This is a genomic window from Salibaculum sp., from assembly GCF_035270045.1.
In the GTDB taxonomy this organism is placed as follows: Bacteria; Pseudomonadota; Alphaproteobacteria; order Rhodobacterales; family Rhodobacteraceae; genus Salibaculum.
This window is the reverse complement of the sequence record NZ_DATFIP010000014.1, coordinates 16,805-34,877: the sequence shown is the minus strand read 5'-3', so window position 1 is coordinate 34,877 and position 18,073 is coordinate 16,805. Positions and strand designations below refer to the sequence as shown.

Below are 18,073 nucleotides of genomic sequence, written 5' to 3'. Positions count from 1 at the left end.
GCTGGAACCTATTGCGCTTCTTGCGCCTCGCCCACCGGGTCGGCGGCCGGGCTGCCGCTGTCCTGGCTGACCAGCGCGCCGTCCTGCCAGTCGCCCTCTGCGACCTGGCCGGTGGCGTAGGTCATCGTGCCCTCGCCCTGACGACGGCCCGAGCGGAACGTGCCCTCGTAGACATCGCCATTGGCGTAGGTGGCCACGCCCTGGCCGCTGATCTCGCCGTTCTCCCACTCCCCCTCGTAGACGAAGCCGTCCGCCATGGTGATCGTACCGGTGCCGTGGCGCTGGCCATCGACGAACTGGCCCTCGTAGACGGTGCCGTCGGCATAGGTGGCCTTGCCCATGCCGTGGCGCTGTCCGTTGGCCCATTCCCCGGTGTAGGAATAGCCGTCGGCATAGGTCATGGTGCCTTGCCCATGGTTCTTGCCGTCCTTGAACGCCCCCTCGTAGACCAGACCGTTCGCATAGGTCGCCACCCCCTCGCCGTCGATCACGCCGTTTTTCCAGCTGCCTTCGTAGGTGGAGCCGTCGGGATAGGTGATCTTGCCGGTGCCATGGGCGATGTCATCCTGGAATTCGCCGGCATAGGTGGACCCGTCCGGATAGGTCACCTCGCCTTGGCCCTCGATCTGGCCCTCGGACCACTGGCCGACATACCGATAGCCATCGGTGCCCGTGAAAACACCCTGGCCGTGGCGCATGTCGTCCTTGAAATCACCCTGGTAGACGTCGCCGTTGGCGAAGGTCACGGTGCCTTCGCCCTCGCGCTTGCCGGCCACCAGATCGCCCTCGTAGATGTCGCCGTTGGGCTGGATCAGGCGACCCTCGCCCTGGATCTGGCCGTCTTGCCAGGTGCCTTCATAGACCAGCCCGTCGGGCATGGTCAGCTTGCCTTGGCCGTTGCGCGTGCCATCCACCAGGTTGCCCTCGTAGATTGCCCCGTCGGGATAGGTGATGCGGCCGATACCCTGCTTGACGCCGTTGACCCAAGGGCCCTCGTAGACATAGCCCTCGGGGCTGCGCATGACCCCCTGGCCATGGTGCATCGCGTTGCGGAACTCGCCCTCGTAGGTCACGCCGTTGGCGTAGCGCGCGATGCCGCGGCCGGTGATGTTGCCCTCGGTCCAGTCGCCTTCGTAGGTGCCGCCGTCGGCGAAGGTTATCTTGCCGAAACCATGCGGCTTGCCTGCGGCAAATTCGCCCTCGTAGACCGAGCCGTTGGGGAATTGCGCCGTGCCCTGGCCGCGAATCTCTCCCTCGAACCATTCACCGGTGTATTCGTAACCGTTTGGCAGACGGTAGGTTCCCCTGCCGTGCTGAAGGCCGTTGAGGAACTGGCCCTCGTAGACGCCGCCATCGTCGTATTGCTTGGTCTGCACAGACTGCGCCCAGGCGGGCAGGGCGACCAGCACGGCCAGGGTGGCGGCAAGGATGTGATGCGTCTTGGTGCGCGGCATGATCGGCAGCTCTCCCCACGGTTCTCGGCTCGCAGGGTAATCAGCCCGACGCAACAAGACAACGGAGAAACCTGTCCGCCCCAGGGCATTCGGCTTCACCTTGCCCGCCGATCTGCTACATGGGCGATAGGACTGACCAAGGGTGTTCCGCAATGGCCGACCGTTTCCGCCTGACCATGGCGCAACTCAACCCCACCGTGGGCGATATCGCGGGCAATGCCGCCAAGGCGCGCGCGGCCTGGGACAGGGGGCGGGCCGCGGGGGCCGACATGGTGATGCTGCCAGAGATGTTCATCACCGGCTACCAGCCTCAGGACCTGGTGATGAAACCGGCCTTCGTGCGCCGTGCGGTCGAGGCTGTCGAAGCCCTTGCGGCAGAGTGTGCCGATGGCCCGATCCTCGGGATCGGCGGGCCGATGCCCGAGACGACCAAGCTGCACAATACCTATTTCATTCTCAAGGACGGCCGCGTCCACGCGACGACGCGCAAGTACTTCCTGCCCAATTTCAACGTCTTCGACGAGGTGCGGGTGTTTTCGCGCGGCGACATGCAGGGCCCGTGGGATGCCGGGCCGCTGCGCATCGGCACGCCGGTCTGCGAGGATGCCTGGTACCCGGATGTCTGCGAGGCCATGGCCGAGAGCGGTGCCGAACTCCTGCTCGTGCCCAACGGCAGCCCTTATTTTCGCGACAAGCGCGAGGTCCGGATGAACCAGATGGTCGCGCGGGTGACCGAATGCGACCTGCCGCTGGTCTATCTCAATACCGTGGGGGGGCAGGACGACCAGGTCTTCGACGGGGGGTCGTTCGTTCTGAACCGGCACGGCGCGCTGGTGGTGCAGCTGCCACATTTCGAAGAGGTCATGGCCGAGGTCGATTTCACCCGCACCGAGGATGGCTGGCAGGCCGAACCCGGCCCTATGGCGCATGTGCCGGACAGCCTGGAAGAGGATTACAACGCCGTGGTGCTTGGCTTGCGCGACTACACGGCCAAGACCGGCTTCGAAAAGGTCCTGCTGGGCCTGTCCGGCGGGGTGGATTCGGCCGTCGTGGCGGCGATCGCAGTGGATGCGCTGGGCCCGGGGAACGTGCGCTGTGTCATGCTGCCGTCGGAATACACCTCTGATGCGTCGCTGGTCGATGCCGAGGCGGCCGCGAAGGCGCTGGGCGTGCGCTATGACACCGTGCCCATCGGGGCCGTGCGCGACGCGGTGACCGACACGCTTGCGCCCTTGTTCGAAGGATTGCCCCAAGACCTGACCGAGGAAAATATCCAGTCGCGGACAAGGGGGCTGCTGTTGATGGCGCAGTCCAACAAATTCGGCGAGATGCTGCTGACCACGGGCAACAAATCCGAGGTGGCCGTGGGGTATGCCACGATCTATGGCGACATGGCCGGCGGCTATAATCCGATCAAGGACCTCTACAAGACACGGGTTTTCGATCTGTGCCGCTGGCGCAACGCCAATCATCGTCCCTGGATGATGGGGCCGGCCGGCGCGGTCGTGCCCGAAGCGATCATCGACAAGCCGCCTTCGGCCGAGCTGCGCGCGGACCAGAAGGACAGTGACAGCCTGCCCGATTACCCGGTTCTGGACGGTATCCTGCAAATGCTCGTGGATGACGAGGCCAGCGTCGGCGATTGCGTGGCGGCCGGGTATGACCGCGATGACGTCAAGAAGGTCGAGCACCTGATATACATCAGTGAATACAAGCGCTTCCAGTCGGCCCCCGGGCCGCGCCTTTCGCGGCGCGCCTTCTGGCTGGATCGCCGCTACCCCATCGTGAACCGCTGGCGCGACGAGGGCTGACCTCGCGATTTCGCGGCCCAAAGACCCTGTCTTCTCTTTTGGTGCGTCAGCGCACAGGTGCTGCGGGGCTGTTGACGGCGACAGCGCCCGAGAGGGGCCTTATCTAACCCTCGTCTGAAATTTCCAATGCAGGGAGCACGTTATGAACACGCCCAGGATCGCGATCATCTACTATTCGACCTATGGCACCAACTACGGGGTCGCCAAGGCCGCCGCCAAGGCCGCAGAAGACGCTGGTGCCGAAGTGCGCCTGCGCCGCGTTCATGAAACTGCGCCGGCGGATGTCGTCGCCGGTCAGGACGCCTGGAAAGCCGCTGCAGACGCGCAGTCCGATATCCCCGTGGCCACGCTCGATGACGTCGACTGGGCCGACGGGCTGTTCTTTTCGTCGCCCACACGCTTTGGCACCGTGACCAGCCAGATGCGCGCTTTCATCGACACGCTCGGCCCACTCTGGATGGAGGGCAAGCTGGTCGACAAGGCCGTGACGGCCACAACTTCCAGCCAGAATCCGAACGGCGGTGCCGAATCCACGCTGCTGGGCTTCTACACCACCTTCATGCACTGGGGCGCGATCATCATCCCGCCGGGTTATACCGACGGCGTGAAGTTCGAAGACGGCGGAAACCCCTACGGCTTCTCGACACAACCGGGTGAGCTGGACGATATCGGCGAGCGATCGGTTGCGCATCAAGCCAAGCGCCTTGTCCAGATGTCGGCCAAACTCGCCGACTGACAAACAGCCACATCTGTTTGGCCAAGACAACTGCAACAGGCGCGTCGGCGGAACGGCGCGCCTGTGGTGCTTTGGGCCTAGAGCGTCTCGACTTCTGTCTGCTCCAGAAGCGCTTCGAAATCCTTGGGGAGGCACAACTGCGTGCCTTCGGTCATGCAGGCGGCCGACGCGGCGGCCGAACCGCGCCGGAACGCTTCCTCGACCGGGTGATCCTGCGCCAGGGCCATGACGAAGCCGCCGACGAAGCTGTCGCCGGCGCCCACGCGGCTGCGCACGGTGATATTGGCGGCATTGACCCGCAGCCGGCGTGTTCCGTCGGCCAGGACAGACCCATCCGCGCCGCGGGCAACGATCACCAGTTGCGCCGCCCCCTGCTTGACCAGGCGTTCCGCAAACGCGGCACTGTCGGCGCGGTTGCGCAAGGGGCGGCGCGCCAGTGTCTCGGCCTCGTGGCTGTCCATGCGCAACAGGAACGGCGGCGTGTCCTGTCCGGCGGCCAGGTGAGCGAGCGCCGGACCCGAGGTGTCGAGAACGACCCGCGCCCCTGTGTCACTGACATCGCGGCAGATGCGGGCGTAGAGATCGGGCGAGGCGCCGTGCGGTCCGCTGCCCGACAGCACGATATAGCCGTCGCGCTGGGCGTTGTCGCGGATGGCGTCTCGGACACGCTGGATGTCCTCGCCGGTCCAGTCCGGGCCGGGCAACATGAAGCGGAACTGTTCGTTGGTGCTCAGGTCTGTCACGGCAAGGCTCTGGCGGGTTTCGCCGGGCGCCTCGTGGCTGACGACATCGAGCCCGGCCTTGCGTAGCAGGTGTTCGAGCGCGGTGCCGGTATCCCCGCCCAGCGCGACGAAGGCCTTCGAGGCCCCGCCCAGCTGGTGAATGGCGCGCGAGACATTCAATCCACCTCCGCCCGGGTCCGTTTCGGGCGGGGCACAGCGCATCTTGGCGTCGGGGACCATCTGCGCGACTGAAGTCGACAGGTCGAAAGCCGGGTTGAGGGTAACGGTGAGGATATCGTGCATCGGTGGCCTCCTGTTGGCGCTAACATAGCCTGAACCGGCACCCGATGCCAAGGCGGCGCCAAAGGGCGCCGCCCGCTCCGCTTACATCAACTGGTAGCTGTGCGGCACGTAGTGGAAGCCGTCGCCGCGCGTCTCGACATAGCCCAGGCCGGGGAAGGGCATGTGGTAGCCGATCAGCGGGATGCGATCGGCGGCGGCCATGCCCAGCACCCGGCGGCGGGTCTCGGCGGCGGCGGCCTTGTCGGCATCGAAGCGGACCTCCCAGTCGGGATAGGCCAGCGACCAGACGTAGTGATTGGCGGTGTCGGCCATCAGCAAGAGTTGCTGTCCGCCCGATTCCAACATGTAGCCCATGTGTCCCGGCGTATGGCCGAAGGCCGCCATGGCGGTGATCCCCGAGCGGACGCTGTCACCGTCGCCCAGGAAGGACATCTTCTCGGCCAGCGGGCGGACCTTGGCCTCGAAGCCGTCATTGCCCATCGCCGCCCAGGCATCGAATTCCACCTGCCCGGTGATGTAAGCGGCGTTGGCAAAGGTCTCGGCGCCGCTGTCATCGCTCAGCCCGCCGATATGGTCGCCATGCATGTGGGTCAGCACGACATGGGTGATGTCGTCGGCGGCATAGCCGGCGGCGGCCAGTGCCTGGGTCATGCCGCCCGCGCTCAGGCCCGTGTCGAAGAGGATCAATTCCGACCCGGTATTCACGACGGTGGGGGTGAAGAAGAACTGCGCCATATCGGTCGGGATGAAATTGGCGGCGCTGGCGTCTGCGAACTCCTGTTCCGAGACATTCATGCCGAAAATACCTTGCGGGTTCTCGACCGGGCGGGACCCGGCGAGCAGGGTCGTGACCCTGAAGTCGCCAAGGGTGAAATCCCGGAACCGGGGCAGGCTGGTGGCGGGGGCCTGGGTCTGCGCCTGCGCGGTGTTTGCGAGCGTGGCGGCAAAGGGCAGCGTGGCTGTCCCTGCAATGGCTTGGCGTCGTGTCAGTTTCATCTGCGATCGCTCCCTTTGTTTGCACCGTAGAACGTAGCACGTGTTGGACGCGCTGCAGCCGTTGATGCCGCAGACGTGATCTGCGCCTCTGCACAGAGCCATCCGCCTGTATGGCCCGGGCTGGCTGGGCTCCGCGCTGTCGCACCTCTTAAGGCCCATCGCACCGTTCGACGGGGCTGTGTCCCGGACAGGGGCTCACTCCCACCAGCGGTCTATGGTTGCGATATCGGCATCGGACCAGCCGAAGTGATGGGCGAATTCGTGGATCGTCACGTGGGCGACGAGGGTTGCCAGTGTCACGTCTCGGTCCTCCAGCTCCATCAGGATGGGCTGGCGGAACAGCCAGACGACGTCGGGCCCATGGGGCAGATCGTAGCTGGATTTCTCGGTCAGGGGGATGCCGTCGTACATCCCCGTAATCTCCTCGCGCTGGGCTTGCGGGTCGTCGCCCGGGTCCAGCAGGTGATCGGGCAGCCAATCCGCGACCTGGATCGCGACGTCCCGCGCCAATCCTGCAAAGGGTTCGGGCAGACCGGCGGCGGTTTCGCGGGCGATCTCTTCGATGCGGGTCAGGCTGGGCGTTTCCATGGCCCCCGATATGGACAATTCCGCACGCCTGTGAAAGAGCCTGCGCCCTGAATAGGAGAGCGCCATGACCACCACCCGTTTTGCCCCGTCGCCAACCGGCTACCTGCATATCGGCAACCTGCGTGCCGCGCTGTTCAACTACTGCATCGCGCGCCAGGCCGGGGGCGATTTCATCCTGCGAATTGATGACACCGACCCGGAACGCTCGAAAGAGGACTATGTCGAGGCGATCAAGCAGGACCTGACCTGGCTGGGCCTGACCTGGGACCGGGTGGAGCGCCAGTCCGACCGGCTGGACCGCTACGCCGCGGCCCGTGACCGGCTGATCGAAATGGGGCGTCTCTACGAGTGTTTCGACACGCCGACCGAACTGGACCTCAAGCGCAAGAAGCAGATGAACATGGGCCGGCCGCCGGTCTATGACCGCTCGGGGCTGAACCTGACCGAAGATCAGAAACAGGCCTATCGCGCCGAGGGGCGCGCGGGCCATTGGCGCTTCAAGCTGGACCACGAGCGGATCGAGTGGGCCGACGGCATTCTAGGCGATATTTCCATCGACGCTGCCAGCGTCAGCGACCCCGTGCTGATCCGCGGCGACGGGCAGGTGCTCTATACCCTGGCCTCGGTGGTGGATGACACCGAAATGGGGATCACGGACGTGGTGCGCGGGTCGGACCACGTGACCAATACCGCGACCCAGATACAGATGATCCAGGCAATGGGCGGCACGGTGCCGAATTTCGCGCATCATTCGCTGCTGACGGGGCCGCAGGGCGAGGCGCTGTCCAAGCGGCTGGGCACCCTGGCGCTGCGAGACCTGCGCGCGCGGGGCATCGCGGCCATGGCGGTGAATTCGCTGATGGCGCGGCTGGGGTCCTCCGACCCGGTGGAGCTGCGAGAGAGCATCGACGAGGTCGTCGCCGGTTTCGACCTGACCAGGTTCGGCAGCGCCCCCACCAAGTTCGACAGTGACGATCTGGAGCCGCTGACCCATCGCTGGCTGGCCGCGCGCCCCTTTGCAGAGGTTGAAACCCGGGTGCGTGAGCTAGGCGTGCCCGGCGAATTGGCCGAGATCTTCTGGGACGTGGTGCGCGAGAACATCAACACGTTGGATGACATGGCCGAGTGGTGGCAGCTCTTCTATGAGGGCGGCAATCCCCAGGTCGCCGACGAGGATGCCGAGTTCGTCGAAACCGCGCTGAGCCTGCTGGGCGAGCCGCCCTATACCGCCGAAACATGGGGCGAATGGACCAATGCGGTCAAAGAGGCCACCGGCCGAAAGGGCAAGGGGCTCTTCATGCCGCTGCGTCGTGCGGTCACGGGCATGGATCGCGGCCCGGAAATGGCCGACGTGATGCGCCTGATGCAGGTGAAGCCGAAGGTCTAGCCGTCTCTGCCTGGATGATCCGCGCGCCGATATCCTCCAGCGCGGTATCGACCGTGCGACGTTCCTTGCCCGAAAGGGTCTGGTGGCGGGGGTAGATTGGCGCCTTGCGGTCATCGAGTATCGGTCCCTCGAAACCCCCGGTGGTGGCAAAGAAGTGTGCCACGCCGTCTTCGCCGTGCAGGTTCAGGTAGCCCTGAACGACCACGTCGAGATAGCTTAGCAGGATAGGGTGTTCCGTCGAAGGCGGGGCGATATGACCCCGCGCGGCCTCGTAAACTGCAGTCTGGCGGCGCGGGCGGTCGTGGGTGACGTGATCGGTCACGTCTCGGCGCAGATAGGCCTGTTCGCGCTGGTCCAGTGCCGCCCAGTCGCCGCCGGGCACATGGGCCAGCATGCCCTGGATTTCCGCCCCCTCGGCCGGTTCGACGGACAGGAAGGCCACCGGCCGGCGCGAGGAATGTTTCCAGACCCGGCGCCAGCCCGTCAGCCGGGCCGGAAAGGGGTCTTCGTAGCCATGGGTCGCAAGGTTCACGAGGGAACCGTAGCCGAAAAAGGCCGGATGGGGCGCGTCCGTTGTCATTCCCGGGCCCTTAGCACGCGGGCCGGTTTCGCCGAAAGGGGCCGCAGGGCAAAGGCCAGCCCGGCCAGAAGCGTCGTCACCACCCCGCCAAGCACGATGGCCAGGGCGTTGGTCCAGATCGGCGTGAACCCGGTTTCCATCACGTAAGTGGAGACGGCCCAGCCCCCGGCCATGCCTGCTGCCAGCGCCACCAGCGCCGCGGCCAGCCCCAGCAACGCGGCGCGCAGGGCGAAGCTGCGCAGGATGCGCGCCCGGGGGGCGCCCAGCGTCTTGAGTACCGCGGCCTCGTAGGTGCGGGCGCGTTCGCCCGCCGCCGCCGCGCCGATCAGCACAAGGAACCCGGTGATGAGCGTGGCCAGCGCGGCATAGCGCGTGGCCGATGCGATGCCGCCCAACACGACCAGCACCCGGTCGATGGCGTCGCGGATGCGGATCGCGGTGATGTTCGGATAGGCTTGCGCCAGGTCGCGCAGGATCGCGGCCTCGGCCTGAGGCTCGGCATAGACGGTACTGATCCAACTGTGTGGCGCGCCCTGCAGGGCGGCGGGGTTCATGGACATCACGAATCCCATCCCGGCGTCGTCGAAATCCACCTGCCGGAAGCTGCTGATCTCGGCGGTGATGTCGCGGCCAAGCACGTTGACCGTGAGCGTATCGCCCAGAGACAGGCCCATCTCCCTGGCCTCTTCACGGCTGAAGCTGACCTGCGGTGGCCCGTCGTGATCGGCCGCCCACCATTCCCCGTCGGTCACCACCGTCCCCGGGCGTGGATCGGTCGAATAGGTCAGGCCCCGGTCGCCCTCGATCACCCAGTGGTCCGTGACCTCGTCGGCGGGTTGGCCGTTGATGCGCGTGATGATGCCTCGCAGCATCGGAGCCGCCTCGTAGTCGCGCACGGCCGGGTCTTGGTCCAGCCGGGCGCGAAACCCTTCGATCTGATCAGGCTGGATATCGACGAAGAAGTAGGAGGGCGCGATCTCGGGCAATTCGTCCGAAATGGACTGGCGCAGGTTGCCGTCGATCTGGCCCACGGCTGCCAGAACCGTCAACCCCAGGCCCAGCGACAGCACCATGGATGTCGTCTCGCCCCCTTGTGCGCCGATGGCGCCCAGGGCCAGCCGCAGTGTCGGGCGGCCGCGGGTGGTTCCCTGGAACCGGCGCGCCAACCATCCGACGCCCTGCGCGGCCAGTACCAGAAGTGCCAGTGCTACCACGATACCGCCGGTCGTCCAGAGTGTCAGAAAGGCGGTGCCCGAGAACCAGATCGCGGCCCCCACCAGAAGGGCCAACATAATGGCGGTTGCCAAGAGGTAGCGCAGCGCCGGCAGGCGCCCGCCAGTGCCGCCGATGTCGCGAAACAGCGTGGCGGCGCGAATCTGCTCGGTCCGGGCCAACGGCCACAGGGTGAAGATTCCGGCGGTCAGAATGCCGTAGAGGGCCGCCTCTGCCAGGGGCGCGGGGTAGAGCGTGAAGTCGGCGGGGATCGGCAGCCGTTCGGCGATCATCGGCGACAGGGCCAGTGGCACCAGCGCACCCAGAACGACTCCGATGCCGACGCCGATCACGGTCAGAATGCCGATCTGCAGGAAATAGGTCAGAAAGATCGTTCCCCGCGTGGCGCCGACGGTCTTGAGCGTGGCGATGACCTCGGTCTTGCCCGCGAGATAGGCCCGCACTGCGGCCGAAACGCCGACGCCGCCCACGGCCAGCCCCGACAGGCCCACCAGGATCAGGAATGCGCCGATACGATCCACGAACTGGCTGACCCCGGGCGCCCCGTCGCGCGCATCGCGCCAGCGCAGTCCGCTGTCGCGGAAGCGCGCCTCGGCCTCGGCCTGTAGCGCGGCAAGATCGGCGTCTTCAGGCAGGACCATCCGGTAGTTGCTGTCCATCAGCGTGCCCTCACCCAGCAGGCCGCTGCCCGAGAGATCCTCAAGCTGCACCAGGGTGCGCGGGCCCAGTCCGAATCCGCCGCCGGAATTGTCCGGATAGGAGTCCAGCACGGCCGACAGCACGAAATCCTGCGTGCCCAGCCGGAAAGTGTCGCCGGGTGACAGCGCCAGTCGGTCGGCCAGCACCTGCTCGATCACGGCGCCGGGCAAGCGATCGGTCCCCGCGAAGGCGTCGGCAAGTGGCATCGGCGGGTCCAGTTCTACCGCCCCTATAAGGGGATAAAGCGCGTCGACCGCCTGCACCTGGGTCAGGCCCCGCTCCGGCGGGTCGCCCGGCACCACCGCCATGGATCGGAAATCCACCGTCTCCGAGACGGCGAGCGCTTTTTCCTGCATCCACTCGGCCTCTTGCGGGGTGGCGAACCGGTAGGTGAAGGTGACAACGGCATCGCCGCCCAGAAGTGCCGCGCCCTCTTGGGCAAGCCCTGCCTGTATCGAGGCACGGATGGTGCCCACCGCAGCAATGGCCATGACCCCCAGCGCCAGGCAGGCCAGGAAAATGCGAAACCCGCGCAACCCGCCGCGCAACTCGCGCCGGGCAAGTTTATAGGCCAGCGGCGCGTTCATTCCGCGGCTCGCTTGCCGTTGTCCATACGCCCGTCGCGCAGGGGCAGAATACGGTCGCAGCGCCTGGCCAACTCGGGCGCATGGGTGACGAGGACCAGCGTCGCGCCGTGGCGTTCCCGCAACCCGAACAGCATGTCGATGATGGCGGCACCATTGGTCTCGTCCAGATTGCCGGTTGGTTCATCGGCCAACAGAATCTTGGGGCGCGGCGCGGCGGCGCGGGCGAGGGCCACGCGCTGCTGCTCGCCCCCCGAAAGCTGGCTGGGGTAGTGCCCGGCGCGGCTGGACAGTCCCACGGTCTCCAATTCGGCCCGTGCGCGGTCGAAAGCGTCCCTGTGACCGGCCAGTTCCAACGGTGTCGCCACGTTTTCCAGCGCCGTCATGGTCGGAATGAGGTGGAAGGACTGGAAAACCACCCCCATATTGTCCCGGCGGAATCGTGCCAGCGCGTCCTCGCCCAGCCGGGTGATGTCGGTGCCAAGTGCGGTGATGCGCCCCGATGTCGCGGTTTCCAGCCCGCCCATCAGCATGAGGAGTGACGATTTGCCCGACCCGCTCGGCCCGACCAGCCCCACGGTTTCCCCCCGCGCCACCTGCAACGAGATGTCGTGCAGGATATCGACGCGCCCCGCGTTGCCCATCAGGGACAGCGAGACATCGGTCAGCGAAAGGGCGGGGTCACTCATGGCGCGGGCCTTCGGGATGTTGCGATCCCTCACATATGGGGCGATCGGCCTCGCCCGCAATGCGATTGCGGCAATCGTGCTTGTCAACGGGGCCGCGCAGGCGGAAACGGTGACGATCGCCGCGTTGGGTGACAGCCTGACACAGGGCTACGGGTTGATCGAGCAGGAGGGGTTCGTCCCGCGGATGGAGGCCTGGCTGCGCGATCAGGGCGCGGAGGTCGATATCATCAATGCCGGCGTGTCGGGGGATACCACCGCCGGAGGACTGTCCCGTGTTGAGTGGACGCTGACGCCTCGGGTGGACGCGTTGATCGTGGCGCTGGGGGGCAACGACATGATGCGCGGGATCGCGCCCGAGGTCGCGCGTGCCAACCTCGACGGCATCATGCAGGCGGCAGAGGCGGCCGACAAACCAGTGCTTCTGATCGGAATGGAGGCGCCGGGCAACTACGGCCCCGACTACAAGAGCGCCTTCGATTCGATCTATCCTGACCTGGCAAACAGCTACGACAGCCTGCTGTTTGACAATTTCTTCGAAGGGATCATGTCGGACGACCTGTCCAGCGCCCGGGCCCGCTACATGCAGCCCGACGGTATCCATCCCAATGCCGAGGGCGTGGACCGGATCGTCGCGGCCATGGGGCCGGCGGTCCTGGACCTGGTCGCGCGGGTAGATGACTGAGGCCGGGATGCGAAACGCCCGGGCGGGGCCCCGGGCGTTCCATTTGCGAGACCGGGGCGCACCCCGGTGGCGGGCTCAGGCCAGCGCCAGGTCCACCGCGGATTGGCGGCCATCACGGCCTTCCTGCAACTCGTAGGTCACCTTCTGATCGTCGGCGAGTCCGGTGAGACCGGACCGCTCGACCGCCGAGATGTGAACGAAGACATCCTTGCCGCCGTCCTCGGGGGCGATGAACCCATACCCCTTGGTGGTGTTGAACCATTTGACTGTGCCAGTGGCCATATCACTGTTTCCTTCAATTTGCTCCGCTCGCGGGATGCAGCGGATCGGCTCGTCAGTGCAGAGGATCGAGAAACTGCGCCGATAGAGGAGACAGTGGTAGATCGTGGTAACGTCGCGGAGACAGGATGCGCATCTTGCCGAAACGGATCAAGTGAAATTCCTGTGGCACTGGAATCGGGCAGGGCGCCGCCGCAATTGGCAGATGATCGCGCGGGACCGGCCTGCGGCGCCATTCCCGTTGGTGGCTCGGCGCCGTGTCTGCTAAGCCTGAAGCGAAATCGCAACCTTCGGGGAAACAGATGTTCAAGTTCCTATTCGGACGCAAGGGCGGCGCAGAGCCGGTCAAGGAAACCCAGCGCGAGACGCTGGAACGCGCCATCGGCGAGATCAACGAGATCATGACGGAGCTGACGGACAAGCCCAAGCTGACCGTCGACATGGAGACCGGCGGGTTGACGCTGGACCTGCCCGACCAGATGCCCGACGAGGCCCTGGCCCTGCCGGCCCCCTCGGAAGAGGACAGCGACGAGACCGCCGAGACCGCCGAGGCGCAGACCGAGGCGGCCGAGAAACCCGCCGCCTGAACGGCTGGGGCCTTGAACAACGGCGACCTGAAACATATTAATAAATTGTAATATTTTTCGGGAGGCCGCAATGGCGCATGAAACCCTAACCTGCCTGGATTGCGGGCAGTTGAACAAGATCCCGTCGGAGCGTCTGAAAGCAGGGCCCAAATGCGGCACCTGCGGGGCGAAGCTGATGCCCGCCAAGGCGGTCCAGATCGACCTCAAGACCCTGGAAAAGGCCGCCAAAAGGGATACTGTCCCGCTGGTGGTGGATTTCTGGGCGCCCTGGTGCGGGCCGTGCCGGATGATGGCGCCGGAGTTCACGAAGGCGGCCGGTGATTTGTCCGGCCGGGCACGGCTGGTCAAACTGAACACCCAGGACCATCAGGCCGCAGGCGCGAAATACGGCATCCGCGGCATCCCGACGATGATCCAGTTCCGCAAGGGCCGCGAGGTCAGGCGCCAGTCGGGCGCGATGCAGGCCTCAGCCATCGTGGGCTGGGCGCAGGCCTGAACGCAAAAAGGGGCAGCCGAAGCCGCCCCTTCCAATTCACGTCGCGTGTGGCTCAGGCCAGGGCGATGTTCGTCGCGCTCTCGCGGCCGTCACGGCCGGCTTCGACGTCGAAGGTAACCTTCTGGTCGTCGGCCAGGCCGGTCAGGCCGGCACGCTCGACGGCGGAGATATGAACGAAAACGTCCTTGCCGCCGGTCTCAGGTGCGATGAAGCCGAAGCCTTTGGTGGTGTTGAACCATTTCACGGTGCCATTGGCCATGTGAAGTCTTCCTTATGATATATGCTGCCCGCGTTGGTGCGGCAGCCCGGCGTCGTCAGTCTGGGTCGAAGAACTGAGTGCCGGTTAAGGAAGTCAGGGTCGAGGTCGAGTAACGTATGCAGGCGCTGTATGACGGTTCTGCGGGCGGATGGCAAGAGGAAATCGGTCGAAGGGTATTCGCCGATCGCGCGCGAACAGACCGATGGGGTGGGCGAAATCGTCCACCCCAACCTGGCATCCGTGGTTTTCGGCAAAGGGGCGGGACGTGAGTGATGCGACCAAGCATACCGCACGTTCCCAACATCCACCATTCTACCGCGAGAATTTCTTGTGCTTCAGCCGCTTCGGTTCCAGCGCATCCGCCCCCAGCCGGCGTTTCTTGTCTTCCTCGTAGTCCTCGAAGTTGCCCTGGAACCATTCGACGTGGGCGTCGCCCTCGAAGGCCAGGATGTGGGTGCAGATCCGGTCAAGGAAGAAACGGTCGTGCGAGATGACGACGGCGCAGCCCGCGAACTCGGTCAGGGCATCCTCCAGCGCGCGCAGCGTCTCAACGTCGAGGTCGTTGGTCGGCTCATCGAGCAGCAGCACGTTGCCCCCTGATTTCAGCAGCTTGGCCATGTGCACCCGGTTGCGCTCGCCCCCTGACAGCAGGCCGACCTTCTTTTGCTGGTCGCCGCCCTTGAAGTTGAACGCGCTGCAATAGGCGCGGGAGTTCATCTGGGCATCGCCCAGCTGGATGATTTCACCGCCGTCCGAGATTTCCTCCCAGACGGTTGCATCCGGGTCGAGCGCGTCGCGCGACTGGTCGACGTAGGACAGCGAGACCGTGTCGCCATATTCCACCGTCCCCTCGTCGGGCTGTTCATGCCCGGTCAGCATCTTGAAGAGCGTGGATTTGCCGGCGCCGTTAGGGCCGATCACGCCGACGATGCCGCCTGGCGGCAGCGAGAAATCGAGGTTCTCGATCAGCAGCTTGTCGCCCATGGCCTTTTTCAGCCCCTCGACCTCGATCACCTTGCCGCCAAGGCGCGGGCCGTTGGGGATGATGATCTGGGCGCGGGCCAGTTTCTCGCGTTCGGACTGGTTGGCAAGTTCCTCGTAGGCCTGGATACGGGCCTTGGACTTGGCCTGTCGCGCCTTCTGGCCCTGTTGCATCCATTCCAGCTCGCGTTCCAGCGTCTTCTGCTTGGACTTGTCCTCGCGCGCTTCCTGCGCCAGGCGCTTGGCCTTCTGTTCCAGCCAGCTGGAATAGTTGCCCTCGTAGGGAATGCCCGACCCGCGGTCTAGTTCCAGGATCCAGCCGGTGATATCATCGAGGAAATACCGGTCGTGAGTGACGATCAGGATGGTGCCCTTGTAGTCGATCAGGTGCTGTTGCAGCCAGGCGATGGTCTCGGCATCGAGGTGGTTGGTCGGTTCGTCCAACAGAAGCATGTCAGGCGCTTCCAGCAGCAGCTTGCACAGCGCGACGCGGCGCACCTCGCCGCCCGAAAGCGTGTCCGGCATCGCCTCGTCGGGTGGGCAGCGCAGGGCCTCCATCGCGACGTCGATCTGGGCGTCGAGGTCCCAGAGGTCCTGGGTGTCGATCTCGTCCTGCAGCCGGGCCATCTCGTCGGCGGTCTCGTCGCTGTAGTTCATGGCGAGTTCGTTGAAGCGCTCCAGCTTGGCCCTCTTCTCGGCCACGCCTTCCATGACGTTCTCGCGAACGGTCTTGGCGGTATCCAACTGTGGTTCCTGTGGCAGGTAGCCGACGCGTGCGCCCTCGGCGGCCCAGGCCTCGCCGGTGAACTCGGTGTCCAGCCCGGCCATGATGCGCAGCAGGGTGGATTTGCCGGCGCCGTTGACGCCGACGACACCGATCTTGACGCCGGGGAGAAAGGACAGGCGGACGTTCTCGAAGCATTTCTTGCCGCCGGGATAGGTCTTGGAGACACCATCCATGTGATAGACATATTGGTAAGACGCCATGACGCACCCCCTGTAACGTGTTTCGGATATCCCGAGGGTCGATAACGGCTTGGGCCGGGCGCTTCAACTGCGGATCGGCGCGGGTCTAACCCGAGATCATGCGCAGCGGCGGCGTGGTGCTGCGCGCCCGGAGCCAGGCCGGAAGATCCTCGGGGCGCAGCGGCCGGGATACCCAGAAACCCTGCACCGTCGTGCAGCCCATGTCGAGCAGGGTGTTGGCGGTGTGGCGGTCTTCCACCCCCTCGGCCACGACGTTGAGGCCGAGGTCGTTGCAAAGCTCGATGATCTTCCTGACGATCTTTGCCGCCGTGTTGTCCTGCCGGACGTTCTGAACGAGGCTGCGGTCGATCTTGACACCCGAGACGGCCAGTTCGGCGAGGTGTGCCAGCCCCGCATAGCCAACCCCGAAATCGTCCAGGTAGACCTTGAAGCCCGCATCGTGCAGGTCCCGGATCGTTGCCGCGTGGGAAGAATTCTCGGTAATCTTGCCAAAAGCGGTGGTTTCGAGGACCTCGATCGCGACCTGGTCGCGGGACAGGCCGCCGGCCTCGACGCCCCAGACAAGGCGGTTCACGAATTCGGGATGTGCCAGCAGGCTGCTCGACGCGTTGAAAGAGACGGTCAGGCCGCCGTGCCCGCCCCTTTCGAGCAGGTGCTTCTGTTCCAGCGCCTTGCTCATGGAGCCCAGGTCGAGTGCGCCCATCAGGCCCAGTTCTTCGGCGATGGGCAGGAAATCGTCCGGGCCTATGGTGCCGGCTTCGGGATGGGTCCAGCGGGCCAGTGTTTCAAGGCCGATGACGGACTGGCTTTGAAGGTCGAGCACCGGCTGGAAGACGTGATCGAGCGTCGCGGTGTCGATGGCATCGGCCAGGTCGCTGGCGCGCTGGGATCTGAGGCTGTGACGGCGATGCAGCGCATCATCGTAGATCTCGGCCCGGGCACGGCCCAGCTGCTTGGCCTCGTAAAGCGCGAAATCGGCCTGGAGCAGCAGGGTGTCGGGATCGATCTCCCCCGGGGGCGAAAGCGTCGCACCGATGCTGCAACTCACCGAGATCAGCCTATCGTTCCAGTCCAGCGGCTCGGCCACGCCGTAGCCGATGCGCGCCGCGATCTCGCGCAGGTCGTCCAGGGTGCGAATGTCGGGCAGCACGGCGACGAATTCGTCACCGCCGATGCGGGCGACCATGGCGCCGGTGCCGACCTCGCTCCTGAGCGCCTGGGCAACGTGGACGAGGGCGGCGTCCCCGGCGGAATGACCATGGGTGTCGTTGATCGACTTGAAGTGGTCCAGATCGGCGTGCAGCAGGGCCACGGGCGCCCCCGTTTCCAGGGCGGTTTCGAGCGCGCGGGCGGTGAACCGCAGGAAGGCGGACCGGTTCGACAGCCCGGTCAGCCCGTCATGTGTGGCCTCGTGGGCGAGCTTGTTGCGCGCCTCGCGCAGCCGTTCCTCTTGCTGGATCTGGCGGGTGACGTCGCGGCAGATCAGGATGGCGTGGTGATCCCCGGCGGCGGACTTGCGAAACGAGGTCGAGATCTGGGTCCAGAACAGGTCGCCGTTCTTGCGGCGGTTCTGTTGCAATTGAAGGTTGTCGTAGGTCGGGTCGTCGGGATCGTATCTAAAGGCCTTGATCGCCTCTCGTGACGGGGTCTGATCCTCCGGCAGGGCAAAGCTCAGGGGGTTGCGGCCGATGATCTCCTCGGGGTCGCGGCCCATGATCCGGCAATAGGCGGGGTTGGGCCAGATGATGACCCCGTCCAGTGTCTGGATCACGATGCCGTCGCTGGCATGTTCGCAGGCCATGCGGAAATGCTCGGCCTCGCGAAGCTGGCGGACGAGATCGCGCCGTGTGCCTCGCAGTGTTTCCGCCAACGTAGCGGTTTCCGCCCGGCTGCGCAGCAGAAGGGCGCCCAGCAGCAAGAGACCGCCCAGAAGGGCCAGGACTGCCGTGATGAGAAAGGACAAGGCCGCGTCACCTGCTCTTGATACGATTCGGACAAGCCTATGCCGCGCGCGGTTCTT

General features: G+C 65.5%; 18 protein-coding genes. 7 read left to right on the top strand and 11 right to left on the bottom strand.

Annotation, left to right across the window (positions count from 1 at the left end; all coding sequences use genetic code 11):
* Positions 1–8: 8 nt before the first annotated feature.
* Positions 9–1,454, bottom strand: coding sequence for an MORN repeat-containing protein (locus tag VJ897_RS02270; RefSeq protein WP_324052860.1), 1,446 nt, complete (start codon positions 1,452–1,454; stop codon positions 9–11).
* A 152-nt stretch (positions 1,455–1,606) separates the two neighbouring features.
* Between VJ897_RS02270 and VJ897_RS02265 the strand changes: the two genes are divergently transcribed.
* Both VJ897_RS02265 and wrbA read left to right on the top strand, forming a co-directional pair.
* Positions 1,607–3,265, top strand: a complete 1,659-nt coding sequence (locus tag VJ897_RS02265) for an NAD+ synthase (RefSeq protein ID WP_324052858.1) — start codon at positions 1,607–1,609, stop codon at positions 3,263–3,265.
* Between the two features lie 142 nt (positions 3,266–3,407).
* On the top strand, positions 3,408–4,001 hold the full coding sequence (gene wrbA, locus VJ897_RS02260) for an NAD(P)H:quinone oxidoreductase (protein ID WP_324052857.1): 594 nt from the start codon (positions 3,408–3,410) through the stop codon (positions 3,999–4,001).
* A gap of 77 nt (positions 4,002–4,078) precedes the next feature.
* Here the strand turns inward: wrbA and VJ897_RS02255 are convergent, their stop codons facing one another.
* The 3 genes from VJ897_RS02255 to VJ897_RS02245 form a co-directional block, all read right to left on the bottom strand.
* Entirely contained in the window at positions 4,079–5,026 is a 948-nt protein-coding gene (locus VJ897_RS02255) for a 1-phosphofructokinase family hexose kinase (protein ID WP_324052856.1), read from the bottom strand.
* Between the two features lie 81 nt (positions 5,027–5,107).
* The gene (locus VJ897_RS02250) at positions 5,108–6,022 is read right to left on the bottom strand and encodes an MBL fold metallo-hydrolase (protein ID WP_324052854.1); all 915 of its coding nucleotides are present in this window, start codon (positions 6,020–6,022) and stop codon (positions 5,108–5,110) included.
* Positions 6,023–6,217: 195 nt separating this feature from the next.
* Positions 6,218–6,610 (bottom strand): metallopeptidase family protein, encoded by a 393-nt coding sequence (locus tag VJ897_RS02245; RefSeq protein ID WP_324052927.1) that lies wholly within the window; start codon positions 6,608–6,610, stop codon positions 6,218–6,220.
* Between the two features lie 64 nt (positions 6,611–6,674).
* Here VJ897_RS02245 and gltX point away from each other — a divergent pair, with 64 nt between their 5' ends.
* Entirely contained in the window at positions 6,675–7,997 is a 1,323-nt protein-coding gene (gene gltX / locus VJ897_RS02240; protein WP_324052852.1) for a glutamate--tRNA ligase, read from the top strand.
* Here the strand turns inward: gltX and VJ897_RS02235 are convergent.
* Genes VJ897_RS02235 through VJ897_RS02225 form a run of 3 tightly spaced genes read right to left on the bottom strand, consistent with a single transcriptional unit; the run spans position 7,927 to position 11,782 of the window.
* The gene (locus VJ897_RS02235) at positions 7,927–8,577 is read right to left on the bottom strand and encodes a gamma-glutamylcyclotransferase family protein (RefSeq protein ID WP_324052850.1); all 651 of its coding nucleotides are present in this window, start codon (positions 8,575–8,577) and stop codon (positions 7,927–7,929) included. The two genes, gltX and VJ897_RS02235, sit on opposite strands and share 71 nt — an antisense overlap.
* Complete coding sequence (locus tag VJ897_RS02230; RefSeq protein WP_324052848.1) at positions 8,574–11,096, bottom strand: ABC transporter permease; 2,523 nt, start codon at positions 11,094–11,096, stop codon at positions 8,574–8,576. The genes VJ897_RS02235 and VJ897_RS02230 overlap by 4 nt, the downstream gene beginning before the upstream one ends.
* Positions 11,093–11,782 carry an ABC transporter ATP-binding protein gene (locus VJ897_RS02225; protein WP_324052846.1) on the bottom strand — a complete coding sequence of 230 codons (690 nt, stop codon included), beginning with the start codon at positions 11,780–11,782 and terminating at the stop codon, positions 11,093–11,095. Before VJ897_RS02225 ends, VJ897_RS02230 begins: the two co-directional genes overlap by 4 nt.
* A 16-nt stretch (positions 11,783–11,798) precedes the next feature.
* Here VJ897_RS02225 and VJ897_RS02220 point away from each other — a divergent pair, with 16 nt between their 5' ends.
* A complete protein-coding gene (locus VJ897_RS02220) occupies positions 11,799–12,464 on the top strand; it encodes an arylesterase (RefSeq protein ID WP_324052844.1) in 666 nt (221 codons plus the stop codon).
* Positions 12,465–12,539: 75 nt separating this feature from the next.
* On the opposite strand, the gene VJ897_RS02215 is transcribed toward VJ897_RS02220, so the two are convergent.
* Positions 12,540–12,746, bottom strand: a complete 207-nt coding sequence (locus VJ897_RS02215) for a cold-shock protein (protein WP_109387215.1) — start codon at positions 12,744–12,746, stop codon at positions 12,540–12,542.
* Positions 12,747–13,045: 299 nt separating this feature from the next.
* Here VJ897_RS02215 and VJ897_RS02210 point away from each other — a divergent pair, with 299 nt between their 5' ends.
* A complete protein-coding gene (locus tag VJ897_RS02210; RefSeq protein ID WP_324052841.1) occupies positions 13,046–13,330 on the top strand; it encodes a hypothetical protein in 285 nt (94 codons plus the stop codon).
* Positions 13,331–13,400: 70 nt separating this feature from the next.
* Complete coding sequence (trxC, locus tag VJ897_RS02205) at positions 13,401–13,826, top strand: thioredoxin TrxC (RefSeq protein ID WP_324052839.1); 426 nt, start codon at positions 13,401–13,403, stop codon at positions 13,824–13,826.
* A gap of 52 nt (positions 13,827–13,878) precedes the next feature.
* Here trxC and VJ897_RS02200 read toward each other — a convergent pair whose 3' ends face one another.
* Positions 13,879–14,085 carry a cold-shock protein gene (locus tag VJ897_RS02200; protein ID WP_109387217.1) on the bottom strand — a complete coding sequence of 69 codons (207 nt, stop codon included), beginning with the start codon at positions 14,083–14,085 and terminating at the stop codon, positions 13,879–13,881.
* Between the two features lie 129 nt (positions 14,086–14,214).
* Between VJ897_RS02200 and VJ897_RS02195 the strand changes: the two genes are divergently transcribed.
* Positions 14,215–14,358: a hypothetical protein gene (locus VJ897_RS02195; RefSeq protein ID WP_324052835.1), complete on the top strand. Its 144-nt coding sequence runs from the start codon at positions 14,215–14,217 to the stop codon at positions 14,356–14,358.
* A gap of 39 nt (positions 14,359–14,397) precedes the next feature.
* Here the strand turns inward: VJ897_RS02195 and ettA are convergent, their stop codons facing one another.
* Positions 14,398–16,053, bottom strand: coding sequence for an energy-dependent translational throttle protein EttA (gene ettA / locus VJ897_RS02190; protein ID WP_324052833.1), 1,656 nt, complete (start codon positions 16,051–16,053; stop codon positions 14,398–14,400).
* Positions 16,054–16,138: 85 nt separating this feature from the next.
* Positions 16,139–18,016 (bottom strand): putative bifunctional diguanylate cyclase/phosphodiesterase, encoded by a 1,878-nt coding sequence (locus VJ897_RS02185; RefSeq protein WP_324052831.1) that lies wholly within the window; start codon positions 18,014–18,016, stop codon positions 16,139–16,141.
* Positions 18,017–18,073: the final 57 nt, after the last annotated feature.

Excerpts from the sequence above, each read along its gene's own strand:
- trxC (WP_324052839.1), top strand. The coding sequence starts at position 13,401 with ATGGCGCATGAAACCCTAACCTGCCTGGATTGCGGGCAGTTGAACAAG.
- VJ897_RS02270 (WP_324052860.1), bottom strand. The coding sequence starts at position 1,454 with ATGCCGCGCACCAAGACGCATCACATCCTTGCCGCCACCCTGGCCGTG.
- ettA (WP_324052833.1), bottom strand. The coding sequence starts at position 16,053 with ATGGCGTCTTACCAATATGTCTATCACATGGATGGTGTCTCCAAGACC.
- VJ897_RS02265 (WP_324052858.1), top strand. The coding sequence starts at position 1,607 with ATGGCCGACCGTTTCCGCCTGACCATGGCGCAACTCAACCCCACCGTG.
- gltX (WP_324052852.1), top strand. The coding sequence starts at position 6,675 with ATGACCACCACCCGTTTTGCCCCGTCGCCAACCGGCTACCTGCATATC.
- VJ897_RS02195 (WP_324052835.1), top strand. The coding sequence starts at position 14,215 with ATGACGGTTCTGCGGGCGGATGGCAAGAGGAAATCGGTCGAAGGGTAT.
- VJ897_RS02230 (WP_324052848.1), bottom strand. The coding sequence starts at position 11,096 with ATGAACGCGCCGCTGGCCTATAAACTTGCCCGGCGCGAGTTGCGCGGC.
- VJ897_RS02250 (WP_324052854.1), bottom strand. The coding sequence starts at position 6,022 with ATGAAACTGACACGACGCCAAGCCATTGCAGGGACAGCCACGCTGCCC.
- VJ897_RS02210 (WP_324052841.1), top strand. The coding sequence starts at position 13,046 with ATGTTCAAGTTCCTATTCGGACGCAAGGGCGGCGCAGAGCCGGTCAAG.
- VJ897_RS02220 (WP_324052844.1), top strand. The coding sequence starts at position 11,799 with ATGTTGCGATCCCTCACATATGGGGCGATCGGCCTCGCCCGCAATGCG.
- VJ897_RS02225 (WP_324052846.1), bottom strand. The coding sequence starts at position 11,782 with ATGAGTGACCCCGCCCTTTCGCTGACCGATGTCTCGCTGTCCCTGATG.
- VJ897_RS02215 (WP_109387215.1), bottom strand. The coding sequence starts at position 12,746 with ATGGCCACTGGCACAGTCAAATGGTTCAACACCACCAAGGGGTATGGG.
- wrbA (WP_324052857.1), top strand. The coding sequence starts at position 3,408 with ATGAACACGCCCAGGATCGCGATCATCTACTATTCGACCTATGGCACC.
- VJ897_RS02245 (WP_324052927.1), bottom strand. The coding sequence starts at position 6,610 with ATGGAAACGCCCAGCCTGACCCGCATCGAAGAGATCGCCCGCGAAACC.
- VJ897_RS02235 (WP_324052850.1), bottom strand. The coding sequence starts at position 8,577 with ATGACAACGGACGCGCCCCATCCGGCCTTTTTCGGCTACGGTTCCCTC.
- VJ897_RS02255 (WP_324052856.1), bottom strand. The coding sequence starts at position 5,026 with ATGCACGATATCCTCACCGTTACCCTCAACCCGGCTTTCGACCTGTCG.
- VJ897_RS02200 (WP_109387217.1), bottom strand. The coding sequence starts at position 14,085 with ATGGCCAATGGCACCGTGAAATGGTTCAACACCACCAAAGGCTTCGGC.